General features: G+C 41.7%; 22 protein-coding genes. 16 read left to right on the forward strand and 6 right to left on the reverse strand.

What is annotated here, in order from left to right:
* Positions 1-29 precede the first annotated feature (29 nt).
* From ABWW58_RS12595 to gnd, 4 genes are all read left to right on the forward strand, one after another.
* Positions 30-797 carry a DeoR/GlpR family DNA-binding transcription regulator gene (locus tag ABWW58_RS12595; RefSeq protein ID WP_353869463.1) on the forward strand — a complete coding sequence of 256 codons (768 nt, stop codon included), beginning with the start codon at positions 30-32 and terminating at the stop codon, positions 795-797.
* 165 nt (positions 798-962) lie between these two features.
* Entirely contained in the window at positions 963-2,873 is a 1,911-nt protein-coding gene (locus ABWW58_RS12600) for a PTS fructose transporter subunit IIABC (protein WP_353869464.1), read from the forward strand.
* 149 nt (positions 2,874-3,022) lie between these two features.
* Positions 3,023-5,212, forward strand: a complete 2,190-nt coding sequence (locus ABWW58_RS12605) for a glycosyltransferase-like membrane protein (RefSeq protein ID WP_510770843.1) — start codon at positions 3,023-3,025, stop codon at positions 5,210-5,212.
* A 143-nt stretch (positions 5,213-5,355) separates the two neighbouring features.
* A complete protein-coding gene (gene gnd, locus ABWW58_RS12610) occupies positions 5,356-6,255 on the forward strand; it encodes a phosphogluconate dehydrogenase (NAD(+)-dependent, decarboxylating) (RefSeq protein WP_353869466.1) in 900 nt (299 codons plus the stop codon).
* A 105-nt stretch (positions 6,256-6,360) separates the two neighbouring features.
* On the opposite strand, the gene ABWW58_RS12615 is transcribed toward gnd, so the two are convergent.
* On the reverse strand, positions 6,361-8,091 hold the full coding sequence (locus tag ABWW58_RS12615; protein WP_353869467.1) for a pyruvate oxidase: 1,731 nt from the start codon (positions 8,089-8,091) through the stop codon (positions 6,361-6,363).
* A 238-nt stretch (positions 8,092-8,329) separates the two neighbouring features.
* Between ABWW58_RS12615 and ABWW58_RS12620 the strand changes: the two genes are divergently transcribed.
* Both ABWW58_RS12620 and ABWW58_RS12625 read left to right on the forward strand, forming a co-directional pair.
* The gene (locus tag ABWW58_RS12620; protein ID WP_353869468.1) at positions 8,330-8,920 is read left to right on the forward strand and encodes a hypothetical protein; all 591 of its coding nucleotides are present in this window, start codon (positions 8,330-8,332) and stop codon (positions 8,918-8,920) included.
* Positions 8,921-9,048: 128 nt separating this feature from the next.
* A complete protein-coding gene (locus tag ABWW58_RS12625; RefSeq protein WP_353869469.1) occupies positions 9,049-10,347 on the forward strand; it encodes an MFS transporter in 1,299 nt (432 codons plus the stop codon).
* On the opposite strand, the gene ABWW58_RS12630 is transcribed toward ABWW58_RS12625, so the two are convergent.
* The 3 genes from ABWW58_RS12630 to lexA all read right to left on the reverse strand — a co-directional run bounded on the left by ABWW58_RS12630 (position 10,321) and on the right by lexA (position 13,782).
* Positions 10,321-12,000 (reverse strand): ABC1 kinase family protein, encoded by a 1,680-nt coding sequence (locus ABWW58_RS12630; protein ID WP_353869470.1) that lies wholly within the window; start codon positions 11,998-12,000, stop codon positions 10,321-10,323. The two genes, ABWW58_RS12625 and ABWW58_RS12630, sit on opposite strands and share 27 nt — an antisense overlap.
* An 18-nt stretch (positions 12,001-12,018) precedes the next feature.
* Positions 12,019-12,345, reverse strand: coding sequence for a phasin family protein (locus ABWW58_RS12635; protein WP_353869471.1), 327 nt, complete (start codon positions 12,343-12,345; stop codon positions 12,019-12,021).
* Positions 12,346-13,167: 822 nt separating this feature from the next.
* Positions 13,168-13,782, reverse strand: a complete 615-nt coding sequence (gene lexA / locus ABWW58_RS12640) for a transcriptional repressor LexA (protein WP_177184587.1) — start codon at positions 13,780-13,782, stop codon at positions 13,168-13,170.
* A gap of 160 nt (positions 13,783-13,942) precedes the next feature.
* On the opposite strand from lexA, the gene yneA reads away from it, so the two are divergent.
* Complete coding sequence (gene yneA, locus ABWW58_RS12645) at positions 13,943-14,236, forward strand: cell division suppressor protein YneA (protein WP_353869472.1); 294 nt, start codon at positions 13,943-13,945, stop codon at positions 14,234-14,236.
* A gap of 349 nt (positions 14,237-14,585) precedes the next feature.
* Positions 14,586-14,798, forward strand: coding sequence for a YneF family protein (locus ABWW58_RS12650; protein ID WP_093669355.1), 213 nt, complete (start codon positions 14,586-14,588; stop codon positions 14,796-14,798).
* A gap of 284 nt (positions 14,799-15,082) precedes the next feature.
* On the opposite strand, the gene ABWW58_RS12655 is transcribed toward ABWW58_RS12650, so the two are convergent.
* On the reverse strand, positions 15,083-15,295 hold the full coding sequence (locus tag ABWW58_RS12655) for a PspC domain-containing protein (RefSeq protein ID WP_353869473.1): 213 nt from the start codon (positions 15,293-15,295) through the stop codon (positions 15,083-15,085).
* A 457-nt stretch (positions 15,296-15,752) separates the two neighbouring features.
* On the opposite strand from ABWW58_RS12655, the gene ABWW58_RS12660 reads away from it, so the two are divergent.
* From ABWW58_RS12660 to acnA, 5 genes are all read left to right on the forward strand, one after another.
* Complete coding sequence (locus ABWW58_RS12660) at positions 15,753-16,685, forward strand: Gfo/Idh/MocA family protein (protein ID WP_353869474.1); 933 nt, start codon at positions 15,753-15,755, stop codon at positions 16,683-16,685.
* A gap of 80 nt (positions 16,686-16,765) precedes the next feature.
* On the forward strand, positions 16,766-17,935 hold the full coding sequence (gene nagA / locus ABWW58_RS12665) for an N-acetylglucosamine-6-phosphate deacetylase (RefSeq protein WP_353869475.1): 1,170 nt from the start codon (positions 16,766-16,768) through the stop codon (positions 17,933-17,935).
* 1 nt (position 17,936) lies between these two features.
* Complete coding sequence (gene nagB / locus ABWW58_RS12670) at positions 17,937-18,677, forward strand: glucosamine-6-phosphate deaminase (protein ID WP_353869476.1); 741 nt, start codon at positions 17,937-17,939, stop codon at positions 18,675-18,677.
* A gap of 4 nt (positions 18,678-18,681) precedes the next feature.
* Positions 18,682-19,410, forward strand: a complete 729-nt coding sequence (locus ABWW58_RS12675) for a GntR family transcriptional regulator (protein WP_353869477.1) — start codon at positions 18,682-18,684, stop codon at positions 19,408-19,410.
* Between the two features lie 180 nt (positions 19,411-19,590).
* A complete protein-coding gene (gene acnA, locus ABWW58_RS12680; RefSeq protein WP_353869716.1) occupies positions 19,591-22,299 on the forward strand; it encodes an aconitate hydratase AcnA in 2,709 nt (902 codons plus the stop codon).
* A gap of 570 nt (positions 22,300-22,869) precedes the next feature.
* On the opposite strand, the gene ABWW58_RS12685 is transcribed toward acnA, so the two are convergent.
* Entirely contained in the window at positions 22,870-24,243 is a 1,374-nt protein-coding gene (locus ABWW58_RS12685) for a dipeptidase (protein ID WP_353869478.1), read from the reverse strand.
* 200 nt (positions 24,244-24,443) lie between these two features.
* Between ABWW58_RS12685 and ABWW58_RS12690 the strand changes: the two genes are divergently transcribed.
* The 3 genes from ABWW58_RS12690 to ABWW58_RS12700 all read left to right on the forward strand — a co-directional run bounded on the left by ABWW58_RS12690 (position 24,444) and on the right by ABWW58_RS12700 (position 26,007).
* Positions 24,444-24,563, forward strand: coding sequence for an FbpB family small basic protein (locus ABWW58_RS12690; RefSeq protein ID WP_353869479.1), 120 nt, complete (start codon positions 24,444-24,446; stop codon positions 24,561-24,563).
* Between the two features lie 120 nt (positions 24,564-24,683).
* Positions 24,684-25,211, forward strand: a complete 528-nt coding sequence (locus ABWW58_RS12695) for a GrpB family protein (protein ID WP_353869480.1) — start codon at positions 24,684-24,686, stop codon at positions 25,209-25,211.
* A 100-nt stretch (positions 25,212-25,311) separates the two neighbouring features.
* A complete protein-coding gene (locus ABWW58_RS12700; protein WP_353869481.1) occupies positions 25,312-26,007 on the forward strand; it encodes an SGNH/GDSL hydrolase family protein in 696 nt (231 codons plus the stop codon).
* Positions 26,008-26,030: the final 23 nt, after the last annotated feature.

A 26,030-nucleotide genomic window follows, 5' to 3' on the forward strand; every position in this document is an offset into this window, starting at 1 on the left:
TTAAAATAAAAATTGTGGAGGGATGAGATATGTTGGCTGAAGAAAGACAGCAGATGATCCTGAAGCTTTTGACCGAGTCGCATGTTGTTAAATTGCGGGAACTTGTGCTCATGCTGGATGCTTCCGAATCGACAGTTCGTCGTGACTTGCACGATTTAGAGAGCCGCCATTTTCTCCGCCGCATTCATGGTGGTGCATCTCTATTAAGAAAACTCAATGAAGAGCCGGATATGGAGGCCAAGACGTTAAGAAATGTGCAGCAGAAGAAAATGGTTGCGCAGTTAGCTGCTCAGAAAATTAACGACAATGATTGCATTTATTTAGATGCTGGGACAACTACATTAGAAATGATTCCATTTATAGCCGCAAATAATGTAACCGTTGTCACTAATGCCCCTGCTCATTGCGACCTGCTTATTCGTAAACATAAGGTTTGCTATTTGCTCGGTGGTTTGATGAAACCAACGACAAAGGCAATCGTCGGAAGCATCGCAATGAATAATATTGATCTTTTTCGTTTTGATGCTGCGTTCATTGGGGTTAATGGAATTGACCCGTCTATGGGTTACACGACTCCGGATCCGGAAGAGGCCGCATTGAAAAGGCGCGCACATGATCTTGCTGATTGTTCTTACGTCGTTTCAGATAGCAGCAAGTTTGCAGAGATTTCATTTTGTAAGATGTTTGATTTAGGCGAGGCAACAATTATTACGGATGAAGTGCCGGAAAGATATCTTTCTTTAATAACAGACAAAACATCTGTTTGTATTGCAAATCAAGCAACGAAACTGTCATAATGAATAGCTGTCAACGATTCGCTCTGCAAAAAAACGCGTTACTGGTACTATGATGCATGAATGTGGTTCATGAATGCAATAAATTGAAATCGGTTTCTATAAAAAATCGAATCAATTATATTGCGCAACTAAGAAGTGAATACAGGCTAAAGGAGTGTAAAACTAATGCGAATTACAGATCTAATGATTGAAAACGTTATGGTCTTGGACATGCAAGCCACAACCAAAGAAGGCGCTATTGATGAATTAATTGCCAGCCTTGAAAAAAACGGAAGAATAAATAATCCGAAGCTTTTTAAAGAAATGATTTTGAAACGCGAGGCTCAGTCGAGCACGGGTATTGGTGATGGAATTGCCATGCCGCATGCGAAGACAAAAGCGGTGAATGAGGCGACTGTTGTCTTCGGTAGAAGCAAACAGGGTTTGGATTATCAAGCTTTGGATGGACAGCCTTCATACCTGTTCTTTATGATTGCAGCGCCTGAGGGAGCAGATAATGTACATCTTCAAACGCTCGCTGCATTATCACGACTCTTGATCGATCATGAATTCGTTGAACAAGTGAAGCATGCTCAGACAACAGGTGACGTTGCTCAACTTTTTAACGAGAAACAGGCAGATCATGATGCTGAAGAGGCGAAGGAAGCGGCAGAAAAGTCCACAGAAGCAACGCCTGCGTCCACTGGAGAAAAATTTGTTGTTGCTGTTACGGCATGCCCGACAGGTATTGCCCATACGTATATGGCTGAAGATGCGCTTAAAAAGAAAGCTAAAGAAATGGGAATTTCTATTCGTGTTGAGACAAATGGCTCAGAAGGCGCGAAACATGTGCTGACAAAAGAAGAAATCGCACGTGCGGCCGGTGTCATTGTAGCAGCAGATAAAAAGGTCGAGATGGCGCGTTTTGATGGGAAGAAGGTACTCCAAACGCCAGTTAGTGATGGCATTCGTAAGCCTGAAGAATTGATCAACAAAGCGCTCGAAGGAACAGCGCCGGTATATCACGCTGAAGGCGGCGATTCTGAAGAAAACGCATCGGCAGGAAATACATCGATTTGGAGCAAAATCTACAAAGATTTGATGAATGGTATATCGCACATGCTTCCATTTGTTGTTGGTGGTGGTATTTTACTTGCCATATCTTTCCTTCTGGAACGAGTGCTTGGGGCTGACAATACTATTTTTAAAATGCTCAGCGCTATATCCGGTGGAGATACAGGTGCATTTCACTTCCTGATCGCGATCTTGGCCGGATATATTGCGATGAGTATTGGCGATCGGCCTGCGTTGATGCCTGGTATGGTTGGCGGTTTCATGGCGTCTAATGCTAGTGCTGGATTCCTCGGCGGTTTAGCTGCCGGATTCCTTGCTGGTTGGGTTATTGTCTTGCTGAAAAAGGTTTTTCAAGGAATGCCTCGGACACTGGATGGCTTGAAACCGATTCTGCTCTATCCTGTTTTAGGCCTCTTATTAACCGGTGGTTTGATGTATTACATTTTTGATCCGATTTTCAAATGGATTAATACAGGTTTAATTGGAGCATTGAATCATTTGGGTACAGGCAATGCGATTGTCCTTGGTATTGTTTTGGCTGGTATGATGGCTGTAGATATGGGTGGCCCGGTTAACAAAGCGGCGTATACATTTGCCATTGGCGTGTTTACAAGTAGCGGAAATACAAACGGTTTTATGATGGCGGCAGTTATGGCCGGTGGTATGGTTCCTCCGCTCGCCATCGCATTAGCAACTTCATTGTTTAAGCATAAGTTTACTGAAGAAGAGCGTAAAGCAGGTATCACCAATTATGTTCTTGGGTTATCATTTATTACCGAGGGTGCGATTCCATTTGCGGCATCTGATCCTCTTCGTGTGATTGGATCGAGTGTTGTCGGTGCTGCGATTGCTGGCGGTTTGACTCAGCTGTGGAACATTAATATTCCAGCACCTCACGGAGGTATTTTTGTAGTATTGCTCGGTAACCATCCAATTCTTTTCTTAATATCCATTATTCTTGGAGCAGTGATCTCCGGATTTATACTTGGATTATGGAAAAAGCCTTTGACGGAAAACAACTAATCATTAATTCACCAGATAAAATGGCGTGTCAGAAGCAGTCGATTATAACATCGACTGCTTTTTATGTTCACCTTCGTTATAAATTGAGATGTGTTGACGGATACTAATTAAGATAGTGAAAGGAATAAAGTATCTGGATGTGATACAGAGTGTATCTGAAAAAGATCTTAATTCGTTTATTTTGCATTTCATTCGCGCTGCTTGTCGGTCTTTTTTTACTCATGAGTATAGTAGCTCCGTTTCTTCTGGGATCAAGCGTTCATTATGGGAATTTTGCTTTTTCAGCCCTTGATCTTACGGGAATGCTGCTATTTTTTACTGTAGTGTCGTTCCTTTTTTTGTTGTCAACGAATCACCTTCTATCGAGATGTACCAACCGTAAATTAAATAGGATGATTGTCTCGTTATTTGCCATAATCGTTCTTTTCGAATGTTTTCTTCTAGTAACATTTTCTGGGCTGCAGCCTCCTGAGATTGATGGAGGTCATGTGTTTATGAAGGCTTTGGATTTGCTACAGAACAAAAACGCTCATGATGATGGTATTTATTTCCAAATCTATCCAAACAATATTCCGATCACGCTTATTCGGTATGGTCTCTACTTGATCGCACCTGTTTATTCAAGAGAAATGCTGTTTATTCTGGATCACTTAGTGTGTATGGTTGCTCTTAATATTGGTATTTATTATTCATGGAAAATCGTTTTGATGCAGCTCGGTCGAAAAATGACTGTATTGTTTCTCGTGATTGTGTTGTCATGCTTACCGATCTTCTTTTACTCGTTATATTTTTATTCAGATACGCTCATGATCATGATGCCGCCGCTGCTTATCTATCTTTGGCTGCGGTATGAGCGCGATAAACGCTTGATCGACATCATTATGCTGTGTCTTTTACTTGCGGTAGGCTGTGTCATTCGGCAAAATTTAATTTTATTCTTGCCGGCGCTGACATTGTATCTACTTCTCAAATCCAATGTAAAAAAAGCGGTTTTTATTGTAATTGGTACATTAGCCGCCTTATTCATTTGGCAAGCATCAACAAGCCAGCTAGCGCAGCAAGTGCACATAAATGCAAACCAGCAATTAAAAATGCCGACAACGCATTGGATCATGCTCGGACTTTCTGAGCAGGGGCGCTACAACTGGCAAGATTTCAGACGCAGTTATAATCAGCACACGCAAGCGAAAAAAAAAGAAGTGAACATGCAAGAAATAAAAAGGAGACTTACAAGAAAAAAAAGCGAACTACTTTATTTGTGGCTGGTAAAAGCATTCCGTGTGTATGTGGACGGATCAATGGGATATTACTGGTATATGGGGAACACATCTGAGCACACACTGATGTACGATTACTTTTTTGGCGGACAGAGAAGACTGATACAATTTATTAGTCAAATCTTTCATTGTGTCAATTTATGGCTTCTCTTGTGCTCTGTCTTACGCTTTTTTAGACTGCATAAGATAGATGCCAATTTGCTGATTCAGATCATGCTGTTTGGAAATTATCTCTTCTATATTTTTGTATGGGAAGCTGAGCCAAGATACGCATTGCTCTTTATATTTCCGATGTTAATTGGAAATTGTTATGGGATTAAAGAATTGGTCTCCTATTCAAATGAAAACCAATTTGCATTAATGTATTTGAAAACACGGGTAAACGCGCAAAGTTTAGCCCACATCCTTTTTAGTATTCTTCTTTGTATCACTGTGGCTCATTTGGCACCGTTGACACAGAAACCCGATGTGCAGTACCGGTATGCAGTCAATCAAAATCAAAGAAAAGGAACGATGAACGCACATGTTTCTGCTACGAGTACTGTGCAACAAACATTTTATGCAGATCAACCTTTTGATTATATTTCATTAGGCAAGGTAAGCGCGCACGGTCATGGTGCCTATGAACTGGTCATCCATTCACTATCTGGGACACTTGAGGAGGAGAGAATTGCATTCTCAGACCAAGTGCTCGAACAGGGGAAGTTATCGGATATTAAGTTAGACCGCAAGCTCTCCGGTGACAAAAATTATCAATTATCCGTCTCAATGATTTCTGAAGGATCAAAGGATTTTTTGAATTTAGCGATCCATGGAAAAGGTTTATTTGAACAAAGAGACTTGTATCAAGGAGGCACACTGTTTCAAAATGGCAGAATGAATGAAGGAAAAGATCTTCAATTTCGAATTTATCGTCGGGAAACAAGACCTTACCTAAATAGGGCGATCTATTTTCTTTTAATGAGCATTCCTTTAGTCGCGATCCTTATCTTTGCGGATACATATCGTAAACCGCTCGTTTCAAGTACGGCTCACTTACATACAGATACAGATCCTGTATGACGCGCACCGCTTATTAATCGTGATTTTTTGTCTGAAAATAAATTTATTACCATTTTTTTATAAATAGATTTGGAGAAGCTACGTATATGGGTTAAACTTAACTATGGAATGTCTTAAATAATTGGTAAATTAGGTGATTGAAAATGAAAATCGGATTAATTGGATTAGGAAAAATGGGCTATAATCTTGCATTGAATATGTCCGAACATGGTTTTGAAGTAAAAGCTTTTGATCTCTCGACTGAGGCTGTCAAAAAAGCAGAGGCGTCCGAAGGTATTGAGGGATTCGCATCGATCGAAGCGCTTATTAGAACGCTGGATAAACCACGTGTGTTTTGGATGATGGTTCCTGCGGGAGATCCGACAGAGCAGACACTCACAAATTTGTTGCCTTTGCTTAGTGAAGGGGACATCATTCTTGATGGCGGCAATTCTCGTTACACGGATTCCCTTCGCCGCTATCAGCTCTGTAAAAAACAAGGGGTTTCCTTTATGGATGTGGGAACGTCCGGAGGCATGAGCGGAGCGCGAAGCGGCGCGTGTGTGATGGTTGGCGGTGATGAGCGTTCATTTAGCTATCTCGAACCACTTTTTAAAGCGATATCCGTTGAAGACGGATATCTTTACACAGGAAAAGCAGGAAGCGGGCACTTCCTGAAAATGGTCCATAATGGCGTGGAATACGGAATGATGCAATCACTCGCAGAGGGATTTGAAGTCCTTCAGAAGAGCGATTTTGACTACGACAATCAGGCCGTTGCGAAGGTTTGGAATCATGGCTCTGTGATTCGGAGCTGGTTGGTTGAACTGCTTGAAGACGCCTTCTCAAAAGATGGAAATCTTGAAAAACTGAGCGGTGTTATGGCTTCGTCGGGCGAAGGAAAATGGACCTTGGAAACCGCACTAGACATGCAGGTGCCAACGCCGGTCATCGCACTGTCGTTGTTGATGCGTTATCGTTCGCTTGAAAGCGACACGTTCTCTGGAAAAGTTGTAGCCGCGTTGCGCAACGAATTCGGCGGGCATGCGGTTGTTACGAAATGACATGTTAAACAGTCGAAGCTCTTTTAATTCTTTATGAATCGACAATTCATACTACAAAAAAATGTCCAAATGGGATTATCCCATTTGGACATTTTAAATTGAAATTTATAAGAATCTGCGCACGACTGTTTTCATTGGCGGCATTTTTTCCAACTTGTGATTTTCCGTAATCGATTTTGCGGTAAATTTAGCATAGCCTTTTGCTTCGTCCATTACAATCTTCCCTGGTAGGGGCGCGGCGTTGACATCAACTTCTACATCGAGAATGACGGGTACATTTGATGCTTTGGCTTGTTCGAGTGCAGGTTGCAAGTCCTCGTAATTTTCAACGCGGAAGCCCTTGCCGCCACATGCCTCGGCAAATTTGGCATAGTCAATGTCTCCAAAGTCAACCGCATATTTTAATTGACCGGCAGATTGTTGTTCATATTTGATGAAAGCCAATTGCTTGTTGTTGAGAATAATCATAATGATCGGCAATTTATAGTGGACGGCTGTGACAAAGTCCTGCATGACCATCGCAAACGCACCGTCGCCGCTGATCGCGATGGCTTGGCGTTCTGGAAATGCCTGTTTTGCGGCAATTGCACCGGGGAGACCACAGCCCATTGTACCCAGCCAAGCGGAAACGATGAAATCTTGCTTTTCTGAGACTTTGAGATAACGGGTTGACCAGACCGTTGATGTGCCCACATCGACAGAGTAGATGGTATCTTCTTCGGAAATTGATTCGATAGCAGCCATAAGTGCTTCAGGGGCAATAGGTGTCTGTTTCTTGTCTTGGTCTTCAGTCATCCACTTCCACCAAGTGCTCATCTTACTTTGGCATGTTTTCAAGAATGGACGATCCGCAACGGGTGTTATATGTTCTGTCAGATTGGATAGGGCGTCCGCCGCGTCGCCGACGATGCCAACAGTAACAGAATATCGCTTGCCAATCTTAAGAGGATCGATGTCAATCTGAACACATTTCGCACCTTCCGGAAGATAAGCGGCGTATGGATAATCAGTGCCGATCATAATCAGCAGATCTGCGCTCTTCATTGCTTCATAAGCAGGTTTAGTGCCGATCTTGCCAATGTTTCCGATAAAGTTCGGATGATCATCAGAAATTGCACCTTTGCCGGGAAGGGTCACGGCTACGGGCGCAGAAATACGTTCGGCAAATGCTCGTAATTCTTTTTTAGCGCTTTTTGCACCAACGCCGGCAAGGATCACTGGGTTATTTGCGCTATTAATCAGAGCGACAGCGTCATTAAGATCATTTTGTACGAGACCAGGGATTTTCTTTTCGAAAACTGTTGAGAGCTGAGGCGCACCGTCTGAAATTTCACCAAGTGCAATATCATCCGGTATAGACAACACAGCTACACCGCGCTCTTGATAAGCGGTACGGATTGCTTGGTTGACAACCGTTGGGAAGCTCTCTGCACTGGTAATTTCTTTGTTATAAACGGCAACATCTTTAAATAGTTCAACCGTATTGACTTCTTGAAAGTAATCTGTACCGGTTAATCTTGCTGGAATATGTCCGACTAGAACAAGCATAGGTACATGATCCATCTTGGCATCATACATACCATTCAACAGGTGTATCGCACCTGGTCCGCCAATCGCGAGGCACACCCCAATCTTGCCAGTAAGCTTTGAGTACGCAGCAGCAGCCAGTGATGCAACTTCTTCATGACGAACCGTATAAAATTTGATCTTGTTCTCCTCTTTGCGAAGAGCTTCCACCATCGTATCAATAGAATCTCCTGGGATACCATAGATGTGATCAATTCCCCAATTTTCGAACAGTTTGACTACAGCTTCACTTGCTTTAACCTTTCCCATAATTGTTCCTCCTTCAGAATCTTGCCTTTGTCTTGGAATCTAATTAATTGCCAAATTTCAAGACTTCTTTTTATATAAATGTGACAAATAAATGAACCTTATGGGTACATTTTATGACTTTGAAAATAAAAAGCAAATAAAAATGCTCGTTCGTTCGACTAATTATCCGAATTTCTTCTTCTTCTCTTTTCAATGCTTAAGTTCTTATAATAGAAGATAAAGCAGAGGAGGTTTTTTCATGAGTTTTGTCTCGATCATTGCAACGAATCAATGGATTTCAGCAGTTAGTGATGGAAATTTGGTGGAAATTACAGCGGAAGGGGAGTGTCACGTTTGTCCAGGACAAAAAGCGAGCTTTATTCAAATATCAAAACAACAGTTCATTGCTTGTACAGGAAGTCGTTCGATACGAAACAAAATTAAGCGTGACTTTCCTTTTAGTGAAAACCCATATGTGTTTAACGCTGTCGTTTTTGAACAGCTCAAGCAGGAGGTACAAACGGTACCGAGCCAAAGGCAGGATGTGCTGCTTGTTATTGGCGAGGCGGTTCAACAAGTCGAGTGTCACATGATATCAAACCAAGCAAATAGCGACTGGGTTGCCATTCATCCGCAATCAGGAAAAGCAGGAACACTATTTATGGCGGGAAAGGGGATAGACGAACGTAAAATTAAACGCATCGCAGAGGAATTTAATCGCTTGATTCAAACGCATGGTCAAGATGATTTGAGGAATGTGATCCGTGCTCAGAATAGATTAAATCAATTCGTAACAACACTTGATCCAACGACGGGCTCACGCGTCTTTCATTTGTTGATAAAAAAATAAAGAGGCTGAGTAAGATTCAGACCTCAGCCGGAGAAAGAAACCCTACAGCAGGTCGAATCATTTTATTAGGCTGCGTTTTACAATTGGGTCATGAAGAAAAATCATGACTAAGAAACGAGTGGAACAAAATGAAAGCGTCGTTTGCCATCTTTAAAAATAGGCAATATTCTTTACTCTTTACTGCTTCTGTAACATCTCAGTTAGGGAGCGTCATCGGTATGACCGCATTAATATTCTATTTTCTTGATCGATTTAGTCATCAGCCCTACTTGGCAACATTGAATGAGTTGATGTTCTCCCTACCGTCGCTGTTAATTTTCTGGATCGTAGGCGTTGCGGCAGATCGAATGGATCGTCAGAAAATAGCATCTAACTGTGATTGGATAAGCGCTTATCTTTCGATCGCATTACTCGTTGCGGTCGAGTTCGAGCATTTGAGCTGGATTTTTCCGGTTATCTTCTTGAGAGCAGCCATCGCTAAATTCTTTGCACCTGCTGAACAGGCCATCTTACAAGGTATATTAAGAAAAAGCGACTATGCTGTCGCCGCAGGATTAAACCAAATGGTAAGCAGTATCTTTATGATTTTTGGAAATGGGTTAGGGGCACTTGTCTACTGGTACATGGGACCGCAAGGCGCAATAATAATTGACGCTTTATCATTTATTATTTCGGCAATTTTAATACGTCTGCCGAAAATTCGCGCAGAAGTTCGTTTGCCAAACGGCAGTTACAACGTAAAGTCAACAACGATTCGATCAATTTTTTCAGACTTTAATCAAGGCTTCTTTTATATCATAAAGGATAAACTGTTAACTTCACTTGTTGCCAGCTTCACAATTTTTGGTGTGATTAACGGTGGATGCAGTGTTATGCTCATCTTTATCTTAAAATATAAACTGGTTCCTCATTCATATGAGTTGTTTTCCGTTTGGGCGGGTGTTATTGCGGGATTCGGTATTTTAATTGGCAGCGTGGCGGCATCTGTATGCGCTGGCAAATGCCGCTTCCGTTCGATGATCATTATCGGTTTACTTACAAGCGGCTTGTTCATGATTTGTGCGGGTTATGTATCAACTGTCTATCTTTTTTTTGTAATGATTTTTCTTTCAACACTCATGATTCCTCTGGTAAATGTCGCGATTGGAGGGTGGATGCCTCATATTGTCGACCCTAAGATGATGGGACGGGTGGAGAGCTGGAGTACACCGATACTGATGCTCTCTCAGTCATTGACTCTTGGATTTATTACCTTCTCTTATCCGAAAGTCTTGTCGATAGAATCACTGTTCTTAATTGTAGGAGCAATGACTGTACTTTCAGCGTTTTATTACTTGTTTTTTGTTCCGGCAGATACAATTGAGGAACGAGCTGCAATAGAGCCGATGGTGAAGGGCTCCTTAGAAACGCCCGGAGCGAAAGATTGATAAGAGAACGATCATGAACATGAAGAGGACAACTGTAACAGCAATGCCAAGAATCGGAACATTGCTGAGGAGTGAGCGTGATCCAAACGTTTCACCGAGAATAATGCATGCCAAAATAATGCTGAATGAAAGTAACATGATGCTGAATGAGATGCGATTAGCGGCACGATCTACTTTAGCAAGCAAAAATTCCAGCTGAGGCAGTTTCATCTCCACCCGGGTCTTTCCCTTATAAAGATGTGTTAAGGTCTTTCGTAATAGAGAGGGGAGGCGCATGCTGTTTTCAACAACGTCATAGCCATTCATGAGAATTTTTTTTGACAGTTCACTGGGATCCAGGCGTCTGATAATTAGCCGATGTCCATAAGGTTCGGCAAGTTCAAGTATATTGATGTCATCATCTAGTTTTGTTATCAGGCCTTCAAGCGTAATCAACGCCTTGCCAAGCAGTGTGTAGTTCTTAGGAATACCAATATGATGCTTTTTTGTCACGTCAAAAACATCACGAATAACCTTCCCAATGTGAACGTCCTTAAAGGGCAGGCGATAGTATTTTTCACGAAGAACATCTAGATCGGCTTTAAACTGACGTTCATTCAAGTCGTCAGGGATCATGGCCATTGCCGAAATAGTGCGGTAAAGCAGTTCGGTGTTCCCTTTCATAAGTCCAATAATCAGGTCGCCAAAATCACGTTTCATTGATTCATTCAAATACCCGACTTGTCCGAAATCAATATAGACAATCTTATTCTCAGGAAAAAAGAAAAGATTGCCAGGATGGGGATCACCATGGAAGATGCCACAGATTAATGCCTGATCAAGAAACGAACGCACGAGCCGTTCACAAATTAGTTTATTATCGATGCCTTTCGGATGGCCATTAATCAATTCTCCATACTTATAGCCGTGAACATAGTCCAAAGTCAATACTTTCTTTGTTGAAAAATCGTGATAGACCTTTGGAATAATGACATGATCATCTTTACTGAAAAAGTCGTGAAGTTTTTCAGTTGTCCGCGCTTCCATGATATAGTCCAGTTCTTTACGGATCGCAAGTGAAAACTCTTCTACAAGGTCTATGATCTGATAGGTACGTGCCCATTCGTATCGTTTTTCAACAAGCGATGCAAGATCCCAAAGAATCTCAATATCGTTTTCTATCACCGCTTCAATATCCGGTCGTCTAATTTTTACAGCGACCTCTTCACCTGTCTTTAAAATGGCATGATGCGCTTGAGCAATTGAAGCAGCGGCCATGCAGGTTTCATCAAATTGAGCAAACACATCCTCAACAGATGAACCGAATTCTTGAGAGATAATAGTCTTGATTTGTTGTGGATCTACCGGTGTAACCCGATCCTGAAGATCCCGCATTGCCTCGGCGATCTGGCCCGGAAGAATGTCTGTTCTGAGACTCAAAAGCTGACCCAACTTGATAAAGGTCGGCCCCAGTTCTTCAAGCATTAACCGGATACGTTGACCTAGAGATTTTTGATCGTTTCCGTTTCCTGAAAAATCAGAAACGATCTGTTTCGGTAATGATAGTAAGTGAAACAAGCCGACATCTTTCACAATATAACCAAAGCCATATTTCACGAGTACAGAGACGATTTCTTGATATCTTTTAATATGGCGTATATGTTTTCCAATCATAGACTTCACCTATACAGGTTATTTTTCATTGTTTGTTATTGTTTTCTTTAACTCAGACAGTTCGCTTTCTAAAACAGCAAGCTTTTCCTGCACTTGTGTGTATTCATCCTGGCTTACAAATCCGAGATCCTTAATTGCATCAATAACCTCCTGTCGCAAACCATTACGCCATTTGTCCGTACTGTCTTTTCCTTTGTCATTTAACGTTGTTAAGAGTGCTTTTGCTTCCTCAGCAGCTGCACCGCCGCTTTTTGAAAGATCATCGAGAAAGTTTTCAGCCTTTTCCTTGCTGGCAAGTGTTGCGCCAAGTCCAATAAGAAACCCTTTTTTTAGAAAATCACTCATTGTTCTTCCTCCTCGCACTTTCCTTCATTTTAACCGACTTTGTAGGTCATGTATACGAAGTCGGGTGAGTATTTTTTGTAATTCAGTTGGAGAGTTGGGAAAAACCGGGCACAGCCCGGTCCTTACTTCCGCAGGATGCAGTGACTTTCGCTAAATGCGGTTTTGAATCATCAAGCTTGTCTTGAACAAACAGTTCTAGTTCATGAATCATTTTGATCCTTAATTAAGTAACGTGGCCGGAATAAAATAAGCGGAGATTTTCCGGCTATTTGCATCATGGTGCTTGTTTTACAGGTAAATAAGGGTAATTTTTCCGCTTATGCACGGAAAAGCCCTCTATTTTCACGTTTTTCGATGCGATAAGCGGAATTTTTCCGTCTATTTAAGCTATTTTTTCATTCATTTTCTAAATAAGCGGAATTTTTCCGTTTATTTCTTAGATTGGGCGGCTTACCTAATCGTCCATCCGAATCTTATGACCATATCGTCGTACCGGCAAGGCAAAACGATAAACTTTCTTTACCTGTTAGGAAAAACCAAGCTGTGCTTGGCCTTAAACCATACTGATTTTTGTGTACGCTCCGATTGTTCGCTTGGGGCGATCTGGAAGCCTCCTCGAACAGACCATTATCTGCGGGGAGCTCCCTGCCTCGCAATCAACAGAGACGCTCCTGCAGGCATCTCACCTTTCATATCTTTAAAATGCCACTTATCTTAGTATCCGGACCAAAATCATCCTTTCTTGCTTATAGAAAAACCTCGGAAGATCACTAGTTTCTCCGAGGCTTTTGCATACATTGTTCTTTGAATCTGTGTATCAGGTTATTTGATTGACCGGAAGACACCAACGACTTTCCCAAGAATAACACAATTATCAAGTAATATTGGATCCATCAGTGAGTTTTCCGGCTGAAGTCTTACATGGTCTTTTTCCTTAAAGAAACGCTTAACAGTTGCTTCGTCCTCATCGGTCATCGCAACAACAATTTCACCATTTTCAGCTGTATGCTGCTGTCGGACGATTACCTTGTCTCCATCAAGAATGCCTGCGTTGATCATGCTTTCGCCGGATACGTTAAGAATAAATGCGTCAGCATCCTCAACCATTGAACTTGGAATGGGAAAATATTCTTCAATATTTTCAATGGCGCTGATTGGGAGCCCGGCGGTTACTTTTCCAATAACAGGAATATTTACTGTCTTTTCCGTAAATACATCATTGTCATGGTCCAACACTTCAATAGCTCTTGGTTTCGTGGGATCACGCCGGATATATCCTTTTTTTTCTAGGCGTGCAAGATGACCATGCACCGTTGAGCTCGATGCGAGTCCGACGGCGTCGCAAATTTCACGTACCGATGGTGGATAGCCTTTGCTCGCAACTTCATGTTTTATAAAATCTAATATAGACTGCTGCCGATTTGAGATTTTCATAATGCTTCTCCTTTTCCTTATCTTGTCAATAGTATACCATTCAAAAAAAACAGAAGCAAACATTTGTTCTAAAACCATTGACACAAATGCACGTTCGCATTAAGATAGTTACAACGAACAAAAGTTCTCGAGAACACACATTCCTTAGAGGGGGAAATTTTAAATGAATTTAGTTCCGAATAAAAAAACAAAAGGTCTTTCGTTTCTTATCTTGTTTTGTATTATGACAGTTGTTTTATTTTTGACATTAACAAATACAGTTGCTGCTGATCAAAATAACTATGAAAAAATTACGGTTAAAGCGGGGGATTCGCTTTGGTCTATTGCCACAAAATACCAAAATGAGAATCCAGGGCTCTCAAAACAGGCATTCGTCAGTTGGACAAAGAGTAAGAATGGATTAATCCGTGATCACATAATTCCAAATCAAAGGCTTATCATTCCGGTGAAAAAGTGAGTTGTTAAATTTATGAGTGGGTTATTTTACGTTGGCAGAAGTATGTTTTTGTGATATACTGTTATATAACAAAGGGATTTAGATGTTTATGTATTGGTACAAACGCTTTTTCCCTTTCTGATTTTTGGTGTTTGCGAAGTTTTTAACCGTTAATGATTTTACAATTATTAATGGCCATTTTTCATCCTCCTTCAGAAGAAAGCTTTTCTTATTATTATAAGAACACGCTTTCTTTTTTTTATCTATCTTTTGATGAAATGAACGATTTCAAGGAGTACAAGGTTGACCGGAAATCATGAGATAGTGTAAACTGAACTATGGATAATTGACACAAGGAGGAAGCATACGAATGCTCTGGTACATACTCGTGGGCGTCATTTGCTTGGCAGCCGGATTGATCCTCGGCTTTTTAATCGCCCGTAAATATATGATGAACTATCTTAAGAAAAACCCGCCGATTAATGAGAACATGTTGCGCGTGATGATGGCGCAAATGGGCCAGCACCCGTCACAAAAGAAAATTAATCAGATGATGAAAGCGATCAATCATCAAACGAAATAAGCAACGCTTAGGCGCAGCAAGGTTTTGAACGGTTTATATAAAACACTGATACGTCTACGTGTCTCGCTTATTTCATGAGTTGACGTCCTTATCTTAATTAGAAATTTGATTTGATTAAGGGTTCAACTTTACTTTTCTTTAGCGCCATTTTCTGTTGAAAATAAACAGAAGGTGGCGCTATTTTTTATACGGTTAAGTTTGGATGCTATTTGTTAGGAAAGTCTGAACCTATGGCTGTATGGATCATACAAAAGAACAAGAAATGAAACCGACAGGAGAGATTCTTAACTTTTTTTGAAGAGTGGCGGATCTTTCGGAAGAGCGAAAACTAAGATAAGATATACGATGATTGCTACAGGAGATTTTGAAAAAAGAAACCAAACAAAGAAAATTAAACGCACAGCAAATGAAGATATACCTAAGAACTCAGCAATTCCCCCACAAACACCTGAAAGAACGCGGTCAGATTTTGACTTCTTTAATCTTTGACTATACATGGCTTCTCCTTTATCTAACGAATAAAGTGTTAGGATTAGTCTATTTTTTGTGAAGATGTAATGACTTGAGAAAATAATATTAAGATGCTCACAAAGAGCTGTTCAGCATCCCATGATCCACCATATTACCAACCATGGAACCTTAAAATAATCTTGGCTCATCGAAAGTAAACAAATGGGAACCCGTAAATGCAGAGAATGGGCAGCCTAATAATTGTTTTCTTCACAGTCAATCACTGATCGTTATTAAATAGGTACACCGTTATCCTACCACAATTGTGAGAGGATAACATGGTTGTAAAAATTTAGGCCGTGAAGAAAACAGACGAAGAACAAGAAAATTTGCTGACTGTTTGCACTACTAGAATTGAAAATGATTCTTTAACCCTTTTGTATAAACCATTCATGGGAGAATTGTATTACAATAGGAAGAAACAAGTGCGAGGATGGATGTTCTGTGATTAAAGTAGGTGTAATTGGAATTGGTTTGATTGCCGCAAAAGCCTATCTCCCAATCTATGCGTGCATGGACGATGTTGATTTTTATTTCTGCACGCGTAATGAAAATACGCTCGATGAAATTCGCTCCAAGTATCGATGGAACCATCTTTTTACATCGATTGATGATTTATTGAAACAAGGGATACGGGCTGCATTTGTGCATGCGGCGACGCCTGCGCATCCAACGATTATTGAGCGCTTGATTCACGAAGGCATAGCTGTATATACAGATAAACCGCTTACGGATCGTTTTGAAAGCGCTGTATATCTGACGAAGCTTGCTGAAGAAAAACATGTTATGCTGACCACAGGATTCAACAGAAGATTTGCCCCACTGCTTACAGAAGCATCGCTTTTGCCTGATAAAACAATGATTATCTGTCAAAAGAATCGAGTGGACGCCTCCGGTGATTTGCGAACCATTGTATATGATGATTTTATTCACGTTTTAGACACTGTAAGATTTATCATCGGGAAGCCAATTGATCCAATCTCTGTTCATTTCTCATGGAATAGTGAAAACCAATGTTCAGGAATACTCGCGCTATTTCAAAGCGGACATATTCTTGTGTCGGGAATCATGAATCGTGTAAGCGGCGCTAATGAGGAAACAACACAAGTGATGACTAGGCATGGGGAATGTGTCGTTCATAATCTTATGGAGCGAGAATGGACAGAAGGCACTGCAAGACAGTTGAAACGATTTGATGATTGGACGAGTACACTTCATAAACGTGGTTTTGAACCAATCATTTCTGCATTCATTCAGGCGGTTAAAATGGGACAAAGTGAACCAATTGATAAAAGAGACGCATTGGAAACATACCGACTATGCGAATGGGTAACTAATCAGGGAGAGATTGAGTTGATTAATAGACGTTCAAATTAAGTTGGATAATCATTACGTATAGATGTCTAGACAATACGACGAATTGAGTGATAAACTAAAAGAAAAAAGGAAGCGATTGTATGGCGACTAAAATTGAAGGATGCTCTATTTATAGCAAGAATGAGTGGTTGGAAAAAAGCAGTCTGTTGATCGATAAGGAAAAGATTGTCAGTGTTGGTGCAAATGAAACCGCAGCCGCGAACCAAACGCTCCATTTTCCGGATACCTACAAATGCTTGCCAGGTATGATTGATATGCATATTCACGGAGCAAACGGAGCAGATACAATGGACGCAACACCCAAAGCCTTGAGAACCATTGCCACTGCGCTTGCTAAAGAGGGAACCACTTCATTTTTAGCGACGACTATCACACAATCGATCCCTGCAATAGAAAAAGCAGTTGTCAACGCAGGTGAAGCAATTGGCCATCAGAAATCGGGAGAAGCAGAGATTATCGGCATCCATTTGGAAGGCCCATTTATAAATAAGGAGAAAACAGGTGCACAACCAGAAGAATTTATTCTTGAACCGGATTGCGAGCTTTTCGATCGTTGGCAAGAGTTGTCGGGCAATCACATCAAAGAAGTAACACTTGCACCTGAAGCGAAGGGAGGTTTTGATTTTATTCGCCATTTGAAAGCGCAAAGTGTTGTCCCTTCAATTGGACACACCAACGGTATTGATGAAGATGTGATCCGAGCGATCGATGCAGGAGCTACTCAAGTGACACATTTGTATAACGGGATGAGAGGGATGCACCATCGCGAACCCGGTATTCTGGGAGGAGCACTGCTTCATCATGGTCTTTATACGGAATTAATCTGTGATGGTCATCACGTCTGTCAAGGTATGGTAAATCTCGCGTACAAGTTAAAAGGCAGCGATCGGATGATATTGATTACGGATTCCATGCGCGCGAAATGTATGAATAAAGGTGTCTATGATCTTGGCGGTCAGGATGTGTATGTGGATAATGGCCTTGCTCTGCTAAAAGATGGTACCATCGCCGGAAGTGTGCTGAAAATGAAAGATGCTTTGCGCAATATACTTGCCTTTACCGACGCGACACTCGCTGATGTGGTGCAGATGGGCGCGATTAACCCTGCGTTGCAGTGCGGCGTTTTTGATCGTAAAGGATCTCTCGAAGCGGGTAAAGATGCCGATTTAATTGTCTTAAATGAACAAAATGAGTTAGTATTGACGATTTGCCGAGGGACGATTGCTTATCAAAAGGAAGAGGTGCAATAAAATGCAAATTATCGCTGTTAAAGATAAAAATGAAATGAGCCGCAAAGCTGCACAGATAATTCGTGAGGTTGTTCAGAAAAAGCCTGACGCTGTGCTAGGACTTGCAACTGGTGGAACACCGGAAGGAACATATAAAGAGTTAGTTGCCGACTATCGCGAACATGGAACGAGCTATCATAAGGTTCACACGGTCAATCTTGATGAATATGCTGCCATTGATCCAAGCGACCCGAACAGTTACCACACTTATATGGAAGATCATTTCTTTAAATATATCGATCTCCCGGAGAATCAGCGTCATCTCCCCAATAGTGAAGATATATCGGAACAAGCATGTGCCCGCTACGATGATTTGATCGCAAGTCTTGGAGGGGTGGATATTCAGCTGCTTGGGATCGGGCGTAATGGACATATTGGATTTAATGAACCAGGAACCCCTTTAACGATTGGCACACATGTAGTAAAATTAACTGATTCAACCCGGGATGCAAATGCTCGCTATTTCGGCAGTATCTCGGAGGTGCCTGAGCGAGCCGTTACAATGGGCATCGGGACAATATTGAAAAGCAAGAAAATTATCATGGTTGTTTCCGGTGAAGAGAAGGCTGACGCGATGAGCAAGCTTGTTCGAGCGTCAGTCCCAGACAGCAGTTTTCCTGCTTCAGCCCTGGTTCAGCATCCAAATGTAACGGTGATCGCTGATGAACCTGCATTATCTCTAATTAAAATCAGCAAGGAATGATGGAATGATTGACCGTAAGTCTCCGGTGCCGATGTACTATCAGATTGAACGTTATATTGAACAGTTAATTGAGAGCAGGAATTTGAAAGCCGGCGATCAAATTCCTTCCGAACGAGAATTCACTGATCAGTTTCATGTATCACGAATGACTGTTCGACAGGCGGTCATGGATTTAGTGAATTCAGGGATTCTGATTCGGATTAAGGGAAAAGGCACGTTTGTGTCCAATCAAGCTAAAATTGAAAAATCCCTGTTTGGACTTAACGGATTTTCAGAAGATATGGTTGGACGCGGGATGAATCCCGGAAGCAAAATGCTGAGTTTTAAAAGGATCCGGCCAAGCGTCAAAATTGCTGAGCATCTCGGAGTGTCGGAAGTGGACGAGGTGTTTGAAATTAAACGTACGCGACTTGCAGATGGTAAACCGATGGCGATTGAAACATGCTATCTTCCGACGAAATTGGTTCCCAATCTTACCGAAGAGTTGGCAAGTCCTTCACTCTATCGATACATTGAACGCGAATGCGGATTAATGATCGATCACGCAGATCAATCGATTGAAGCTGCGATTGTCACTGCCGAAGAAGCGAAGATTTTGGAAGTACCTAAATCTTCACCGATTTTATTAATCGAACGCCGTTCATACTTAGAGAACGGTCAACCAATTGAGCAAACCAAATCGCTTTTTCGAGCCGATCGATATAAATTAATGATCACTCTACCTAGGGGATAAGCATTGCAAGATGTGCTTATCTTTTTATATTGTATCTATTATGATAAGCGTCACTTATGAACGTAAATAGAATAAATAGAATTTACTTAATGAAAATGATCCATTATGATTAATATAAAGACATAGTCAAAAATCAGACAGGATGGTGAGACGATGGCAGCGGAGGTCGAAGCAAAATCAATGAAAAAAAATGATTTTTTCAAAGCCTTAAATACGTTCTCAAGCAATGGGAAAACAATAAATTTTTATCAACTAAGCGCATTGTCGGATTATGGTGATATTGAAAAGCTCCCTTATTCGATTAAAGTATTATTGGAAGCTGTTCTGCGCCAATGTGATGGCAGCGTGATTAAGAAAGAACATGTGGAAAATTTAGCGAGGTGGGGCACTGATAAACTGGATAAAAGCATTGATGTCCCATTTAATCCATCACGTATCATTCTTCAAGATTTCACGGGTGTACCAGCTGTTGTCGATCTTGCATCGTTGAGAAAAGCAATGGCGGATCTGGGCGGCGATCCTGAAAAGATAAATCCGGAAAAACCGGTAGATCTGGTCGTGGATCATTCAGTCCAAGTCGATCAATTCGGAACAAATCAAGCGCTTCTTTTTAACATGGATCGAGAATTTGAACGTAATGAAGAACGGTATAAATTCTTGAAATGGGCACAATCTTCCTTCCAAAATTTTCGTGCGGTTCCACCAGCTACCGGTATTGTTCATCAAGTGAATCTCGAATACCTAGCTTCCGTTGTTCATGCGATTAGTGATGAAGATGGAGAAATACTAGCGTTCCCAGACACGTTGGTTGGGACAGATTCGCATACAACCATGATTAACGGGCTGGGCGTTCTCGGATGGGGCGTCGGCGGTATTGAGGCTGAAGCGGGTATGCTTGGTCAGCCATCCTATTTTCCGGTTCCGGATGTCATTGGTGTACGTATTGTGGGCAGTCTGCCTAATGGAACGACCGCGACGGACCTTGCTTTGCGTGTGACTCAGTTGCTGCGTGAAGAAAGCGTTGTTGGTAAATTTGTTGAGTTCTTCGGACCGAGTCTCTCGCATATGTCTCTTGCCGATCGCGCAACAGTTTCAAATATGTCTCCGGAGAACGGAGCCACAGCAACGTTCTTCCCTGTGGATCAGGTGACCCTGGATTACTTGCGCCTAACCGGGCGCTCTGAAGAACAGGTGAAACTTGTCGAAGACTACTGTAAAGTGAACGGATTGTTCTATACGCCTGATGCGGAAGATCCGACATTTACAAAAGTGTTGGAATTGAATCTGTCTGACGTGCATGCGTCACTAGCTGGCCCGAAACGTCCTCAAGACCGTATTGCCTTAACCGATATGAAAGAAGAATTTGAGGCGTCATTAACACGCCCATCTGGTAATCAAGGATTTGGCTTTCAGAAAAGTGAATTAAATAAAACGGCAAAGGTTGTCTACCAGAATGGAGCACAAGAAGATTTAGACACAGGAGCTGTTGTAATTGCTGCAATCACGAGCTGTACAAACACAAGCAATCCGAGTGTCATGATCGGAGCCGGTCTTGTTGCGAAAAAAGCGGTGGAGAAAGGGCTATCGGTTCCGAACTATGTCAAGACAAGCCTTGCCCCCGGTTCAAAGGTTGTTACCGATTATCTTGAGAAAGCCGGGCTGATTCCTTATCTAGAAAAATTAGGGTTTAATGTGGTTGGCTATGGCTGCACGACCTGCATCGGAAACTCCGGGCCACTACCTGAAGCGGTGGAAAAAGCGATTGTAGAAAAAGATCTCACCGTGTCCGCAGTTCTCTCAGGTAATCGAAATTTTGAAGGACGTATTCACCCGCTCATTCGTGCGAATTATCTCGCTTCACCGCCTCTTGTTATCGCTTATGCGTTGGCGGGTTCGGTTGATTTTGATGTGACGCATGATTCATTTGGTAAAGATCCGGATGGGAATGATGTTTATTTCAAAGACATTTGGCCATCAAGTGATGAAATTGAAGAAGTGATGAATCGTTCCGTAGGACCTGAAAGCTTTAAAAAGGAATATGAGAATGTGTTCACTGAGAACGAGCGATGGAATGCAATTCAGACAAGTGAAGGCGAACTGTATGATTGGGATTCTGAATCAACTTATATTCAAAATCCACCATTTTTCGAAAATCTTTCTGCTGAACTAAATAAAATTAAGCCGTTAGAAGCGATGCGCGTCATTGGAAAATTTGGCGATTCGGTGACAACAGATCATATTTCCCCAGCCGGTTCCATCGCGCCAAAAAGTCCTGCGGGGTGTTACTTGCTTGATAAAGGCGTTCAGAGGTTCGATTTCAACTCATATGGTTCAAGGCGAGGCAATCACGAAGTTATGATGCGGGGAACCTTCGCCAATGTTCGGATCCGTAATCAGATTGCACCGGGAACCGAAGGCGGGTATACGACTTACTGGCCGACCCGTGAAGTCATGCCGATCTATGATGCCGCGATGAATTATAAGCAGAGCAGCACAAATTTGGTTGTTCTGGCCGGAAAAGACTACGGTATGGGAAGTTCTCGAGACTGGGCAGCCAAAGGAACCAATCTTTTAGGGATAAAGGCTGTGATCGCGCAAAGCTATGAACGTATTCACAGAAGCAATTTAGCGATGATGGGCGTTCTTCCCTTGCAATTTGAACAAGGTCAAAGCGCTGAATCGCTTGGCTTGACCGGCGAGGAAGTCATTACGGTCTATGTAGATGAGAACGTTAAACCAAGAGATGCGGTTGAAGCTAAAGCGGTGAGCCCAGAAGGCAATGAGATTACGTTTAATGTCATTGTTCGTTTTGATAGTGAAGTTGAGATTGACTATTATCGCAATGGCGGTATCCTGCAAACGGTCTTACGCAGAAAACTTACGGAATAAATTTATTGCTTTCAGTGTATTTTCTTCGTCAATTGGGGCAGGATAATGATCGAAGGAGATCATTTTAGTGCCTTCAAACATTCGGATTATTTTCGGGGGAGTGGGTTCCGTTGGAAAGGTCAATGATTGATCCTATGGTTTTCCCAAAGTTCTTTTACTAAAGAGTCTCTAGAAAAGATTCGTTTTGGATGAAAAAACTTCATATGACTTCTTCAACAAAAAAGAGGCTGTCCTCATTAAAAGGACAGCCTCTTTTATTTACAAGTAAAGAAAGTTTATTATTTTGCACGTTTTCAAACCAATAGACCAGTGTCTTGGCCGAGAATCAAAGCGGAGGTACGAGACGCCTGCGGGATTAGCGTGCCGGCGAGACCCCGCAGATTTCTGCCTGTTTGAGGAGGCTCGCGGTGCGCCCGCGGCAAGCGAGTAACCGAAGCGACGATTCAGCACCGAAAAGACACAAAACCATCACACATGGCTGGAGATTAAGGACCGGGCGCTTTTTGCCCGGTTTTTCTTATATCATAAGAAGTAACTAAATCTTCGCCTTTCTTTAATGGTGGGGGAAAATTAGTTCATTTGCTTCGGCAGATCATATAAGAATGCGATTAAAGCGTGCAAACCGCGATCAAAGTTCTTAAGATGGAAATGCTCGTTCGGCGCATGAAAATTTTCACTGTCAAGACCAAATCCCATCAAAATCGGTGCAAGTCCAAGCTTGTCATGGAATGTGTTGACAATCGGAACCGATCCCCCTTGACGAGAAAGGATAGCCTTTGCCTTGAACGCTTCTTCCAAAGCATTATGAGCAGCTTGAAGAGCCGGGTGATTAACTGGCATGCTGAATGGTTCCGCATGATCCAACAGTCTGACGTCAAGCTTTACGCCGGATGGCAAATGTTCGTTGAGATGCTTTGTTAATAGAGCGCCAATGAGTGCAGGATCCTGATTTGGAACGAGTCTGCAAGTGATCTTTGCTGTTGCCGTTGACGGTATAACGGTTTTTAGGCCTTCACCTTGAAATCCGCCGAACAGTCCGTTCAATTCCAAAGTTGGGCGAGACCAAATCCTTGCGACCGTAGGATAGCCTTCCTCGCCGTACAACGTATCAACACCAAGTTCATTTTTCAAAGCCTCATCATCCGAGAGTTCCTCGCAAGTCGCCCGTTCTTCATCGGTAAGTGGTGCCACCTGATCGTAGAATCCATCAACAGTTACATGGCCCTTATTGTCATGCAAAGTTCCGAGAAGCTCAACCATTGCATGAAGCGTATTTTGTACGGCCCCGCCATAAACACCTGAATGCAGATCGCCTTTTGGTCCCTGAAGCTCAATCTCTAGGCCGCATAACCCACGAAGTGCGTAGCTGACAGCTGGTTGATCCATACTCAACATAGTTGTGTCTGACACAAGCAGCACGTCCGCTTTCAACAAATCAAGATGGTCATCCACAAATTCATCGAGATGAGCACTCCCGATTTCCTCCTCGCCTTCGAAGCAGAATTTAATATTGACAGGAAGATCGCCTTTAGCCAATAGAATTGTTTCGGCCATTTTTGCCAACATAAACACTTGACCTTTATCATCGCTTGTTCCGCGTCCATAAATGATATTGTCTTTAATAATCGGATTGAACGGATCTGTATCCCATTTATCAATCGGATCAATCGGTTGAACATCGTAATGCCCATAACACAAAACAGTTGGTTTGTTTTCTGCTTTCAGGAAGTCTGCGTAAACAACTGGATGACCGGCAGTTTCCAGAATCTGAACATGCTCTAGCCCCCCGTTTTTAAGATCATTCGCCAACCACTCTGCCGCTCGTCTTACATCCGCTTTATGTGTTGAATCGGAACTAATACTTGGAATAGAAAGGAAGTCAGTCATTTGTTTCAAATAACGATCATGATTCTTTTTCAGTGTTTCAATAAGTTGTTTATCCATGGAAAATCCTCCCGTCTTAATTAACTTCTCCATTGTAGCAGATTGAACAATCCTACGACAAAAATGTAAAAATGCAGGTTTTAAAAACAAATGTTGGGGAATGATAGATATATAATAAAAAATTCACACAATTAAATTTAATGAAAAAAAAGATGATACACTATTCTTAACAAAAGGATGAGTAGAAAGGTGGGCTGTCGATGAGGAAACGTGATAGCATTAAAGAACTGATTCAGAAAAATAAGTCCGAAATTCTTAGGGATGAAAAACAATTAGCAAAAATTGAAGTGAAAATTGATAATAGGCATACGATTAAATAACTGAAAAATGATAGCGCATTCAATAAAAAAACAGCGAAATAACGCTGTTTTTTTATTTCTCTTACGGCGTGCTATGTTAAAATGATATCAGTTCTCCGGACTAGTATAGAGGTGATTAAATTGGCACAAAGAGAAATTCAGGTTGTTCCCTATAACGAGGAATGGGCAGAATCCTATAAAAGAGAAGCATTACGCGTGGCGCATGTGCTCACGCCGGTTTTACAGGCGATTCATCATGTGGGAAGCACGTCGATTCCTGGAATTTTCGCAAAACCAACAATTGATATCTTAGCTGAGGTTAATGATTTGAACGCTGTTGATCTGTTAAATTCATCACTTTCCAAGCTCAATTATAGAGCACTCGGTGAAAATGGAATTCATCAGCGCAGGTACTTTGTTAAAGAGGATGGGCAAGGCAGACATCTTTTTCATTTGCACATATTCGTTGTGGATACGGATAACGTTGTCCGGCATCTTGCATTTCGCGATTATTTGAGGACACATGATGAGGACGCAGCTTTTTATAGTACGCTGAAATGTCAACTGGCTCAACAATTCCCAGATGATCGTGAAAGCTATTGCGCGGGGAAAAATGAACTCTGCAAACGAATTGAACAAATCGCGCTGCAATGGTGGTACGACGCATAAAATTAGTGCGTGAGGGAGGGGGTACAAGGTTATAAAAAAGAGAGTAGTAATCAGTATTTTAGCAATTATCGCGGCAATCTTTGTTGCGTTTCTCGTATTCTTGCATATTGACAGGAATACGGCTCCACAAATCAAACCGAAACCGCTCAATTACAAGATTGTTGCGCTCGGTGATTCATTGACCGAAGGTGTGGGGGATCTTGAAAACCAAGGCTATGTAGGTGTAACAACAAAAGCGCTCAAGAAAGAGAAAAATGTAACGAACGTTACTATGCAAGATTTCGGCCATAGAGGGGACACGTCGGAAGATTTGCTGAAGAAACTAAAGCAGCAAAAAGTCAGTGACTCCATTAAAAATGCCAATACGGTTTTTTTGACCATTGGTGGAAACGACATAGTTCATGTTTTTAAACAAAATTTTCTTGATTTACATGAAAGCGATTTTGCTAAGCGTCAAAAAATCTTTTCATCGAATTTGAACAAGATATTTTTGGAAATACGCGAATTGAATCCAGAAGCGCATATCTATTATTTTGGACTCTATAACCCGTTTGAGGATTACCTTGGAAAAGCAAACAAGGATTTTGTCCCGATCTTGAATCAATGGAATGCCAATAGTAAGCAAATCAGTGCAAAATTCACACCCATATCTTTTATACCTACTAGTGATCTGTTTAAAGGCAAGACGGACCATCTTCTCTACGATGATCATTTTCATCCAAATAAAAAAGGATATTTGAAAATGTCTGACCGATTACTTCACTATATAAATGAAAATAAAGCAACTGATAAATAATTGGTATAGTCAAGTCAGTACGA

The sequence above is a fragment of the Sporolactobacillus caesalpiniae genome (assembly GCF_040513385.1).
Classification (GTDB): Bacteria; Bacillota; Bacilli; order Bacillales; family Sporolactobacillaceae; genus Sporolactobacillus.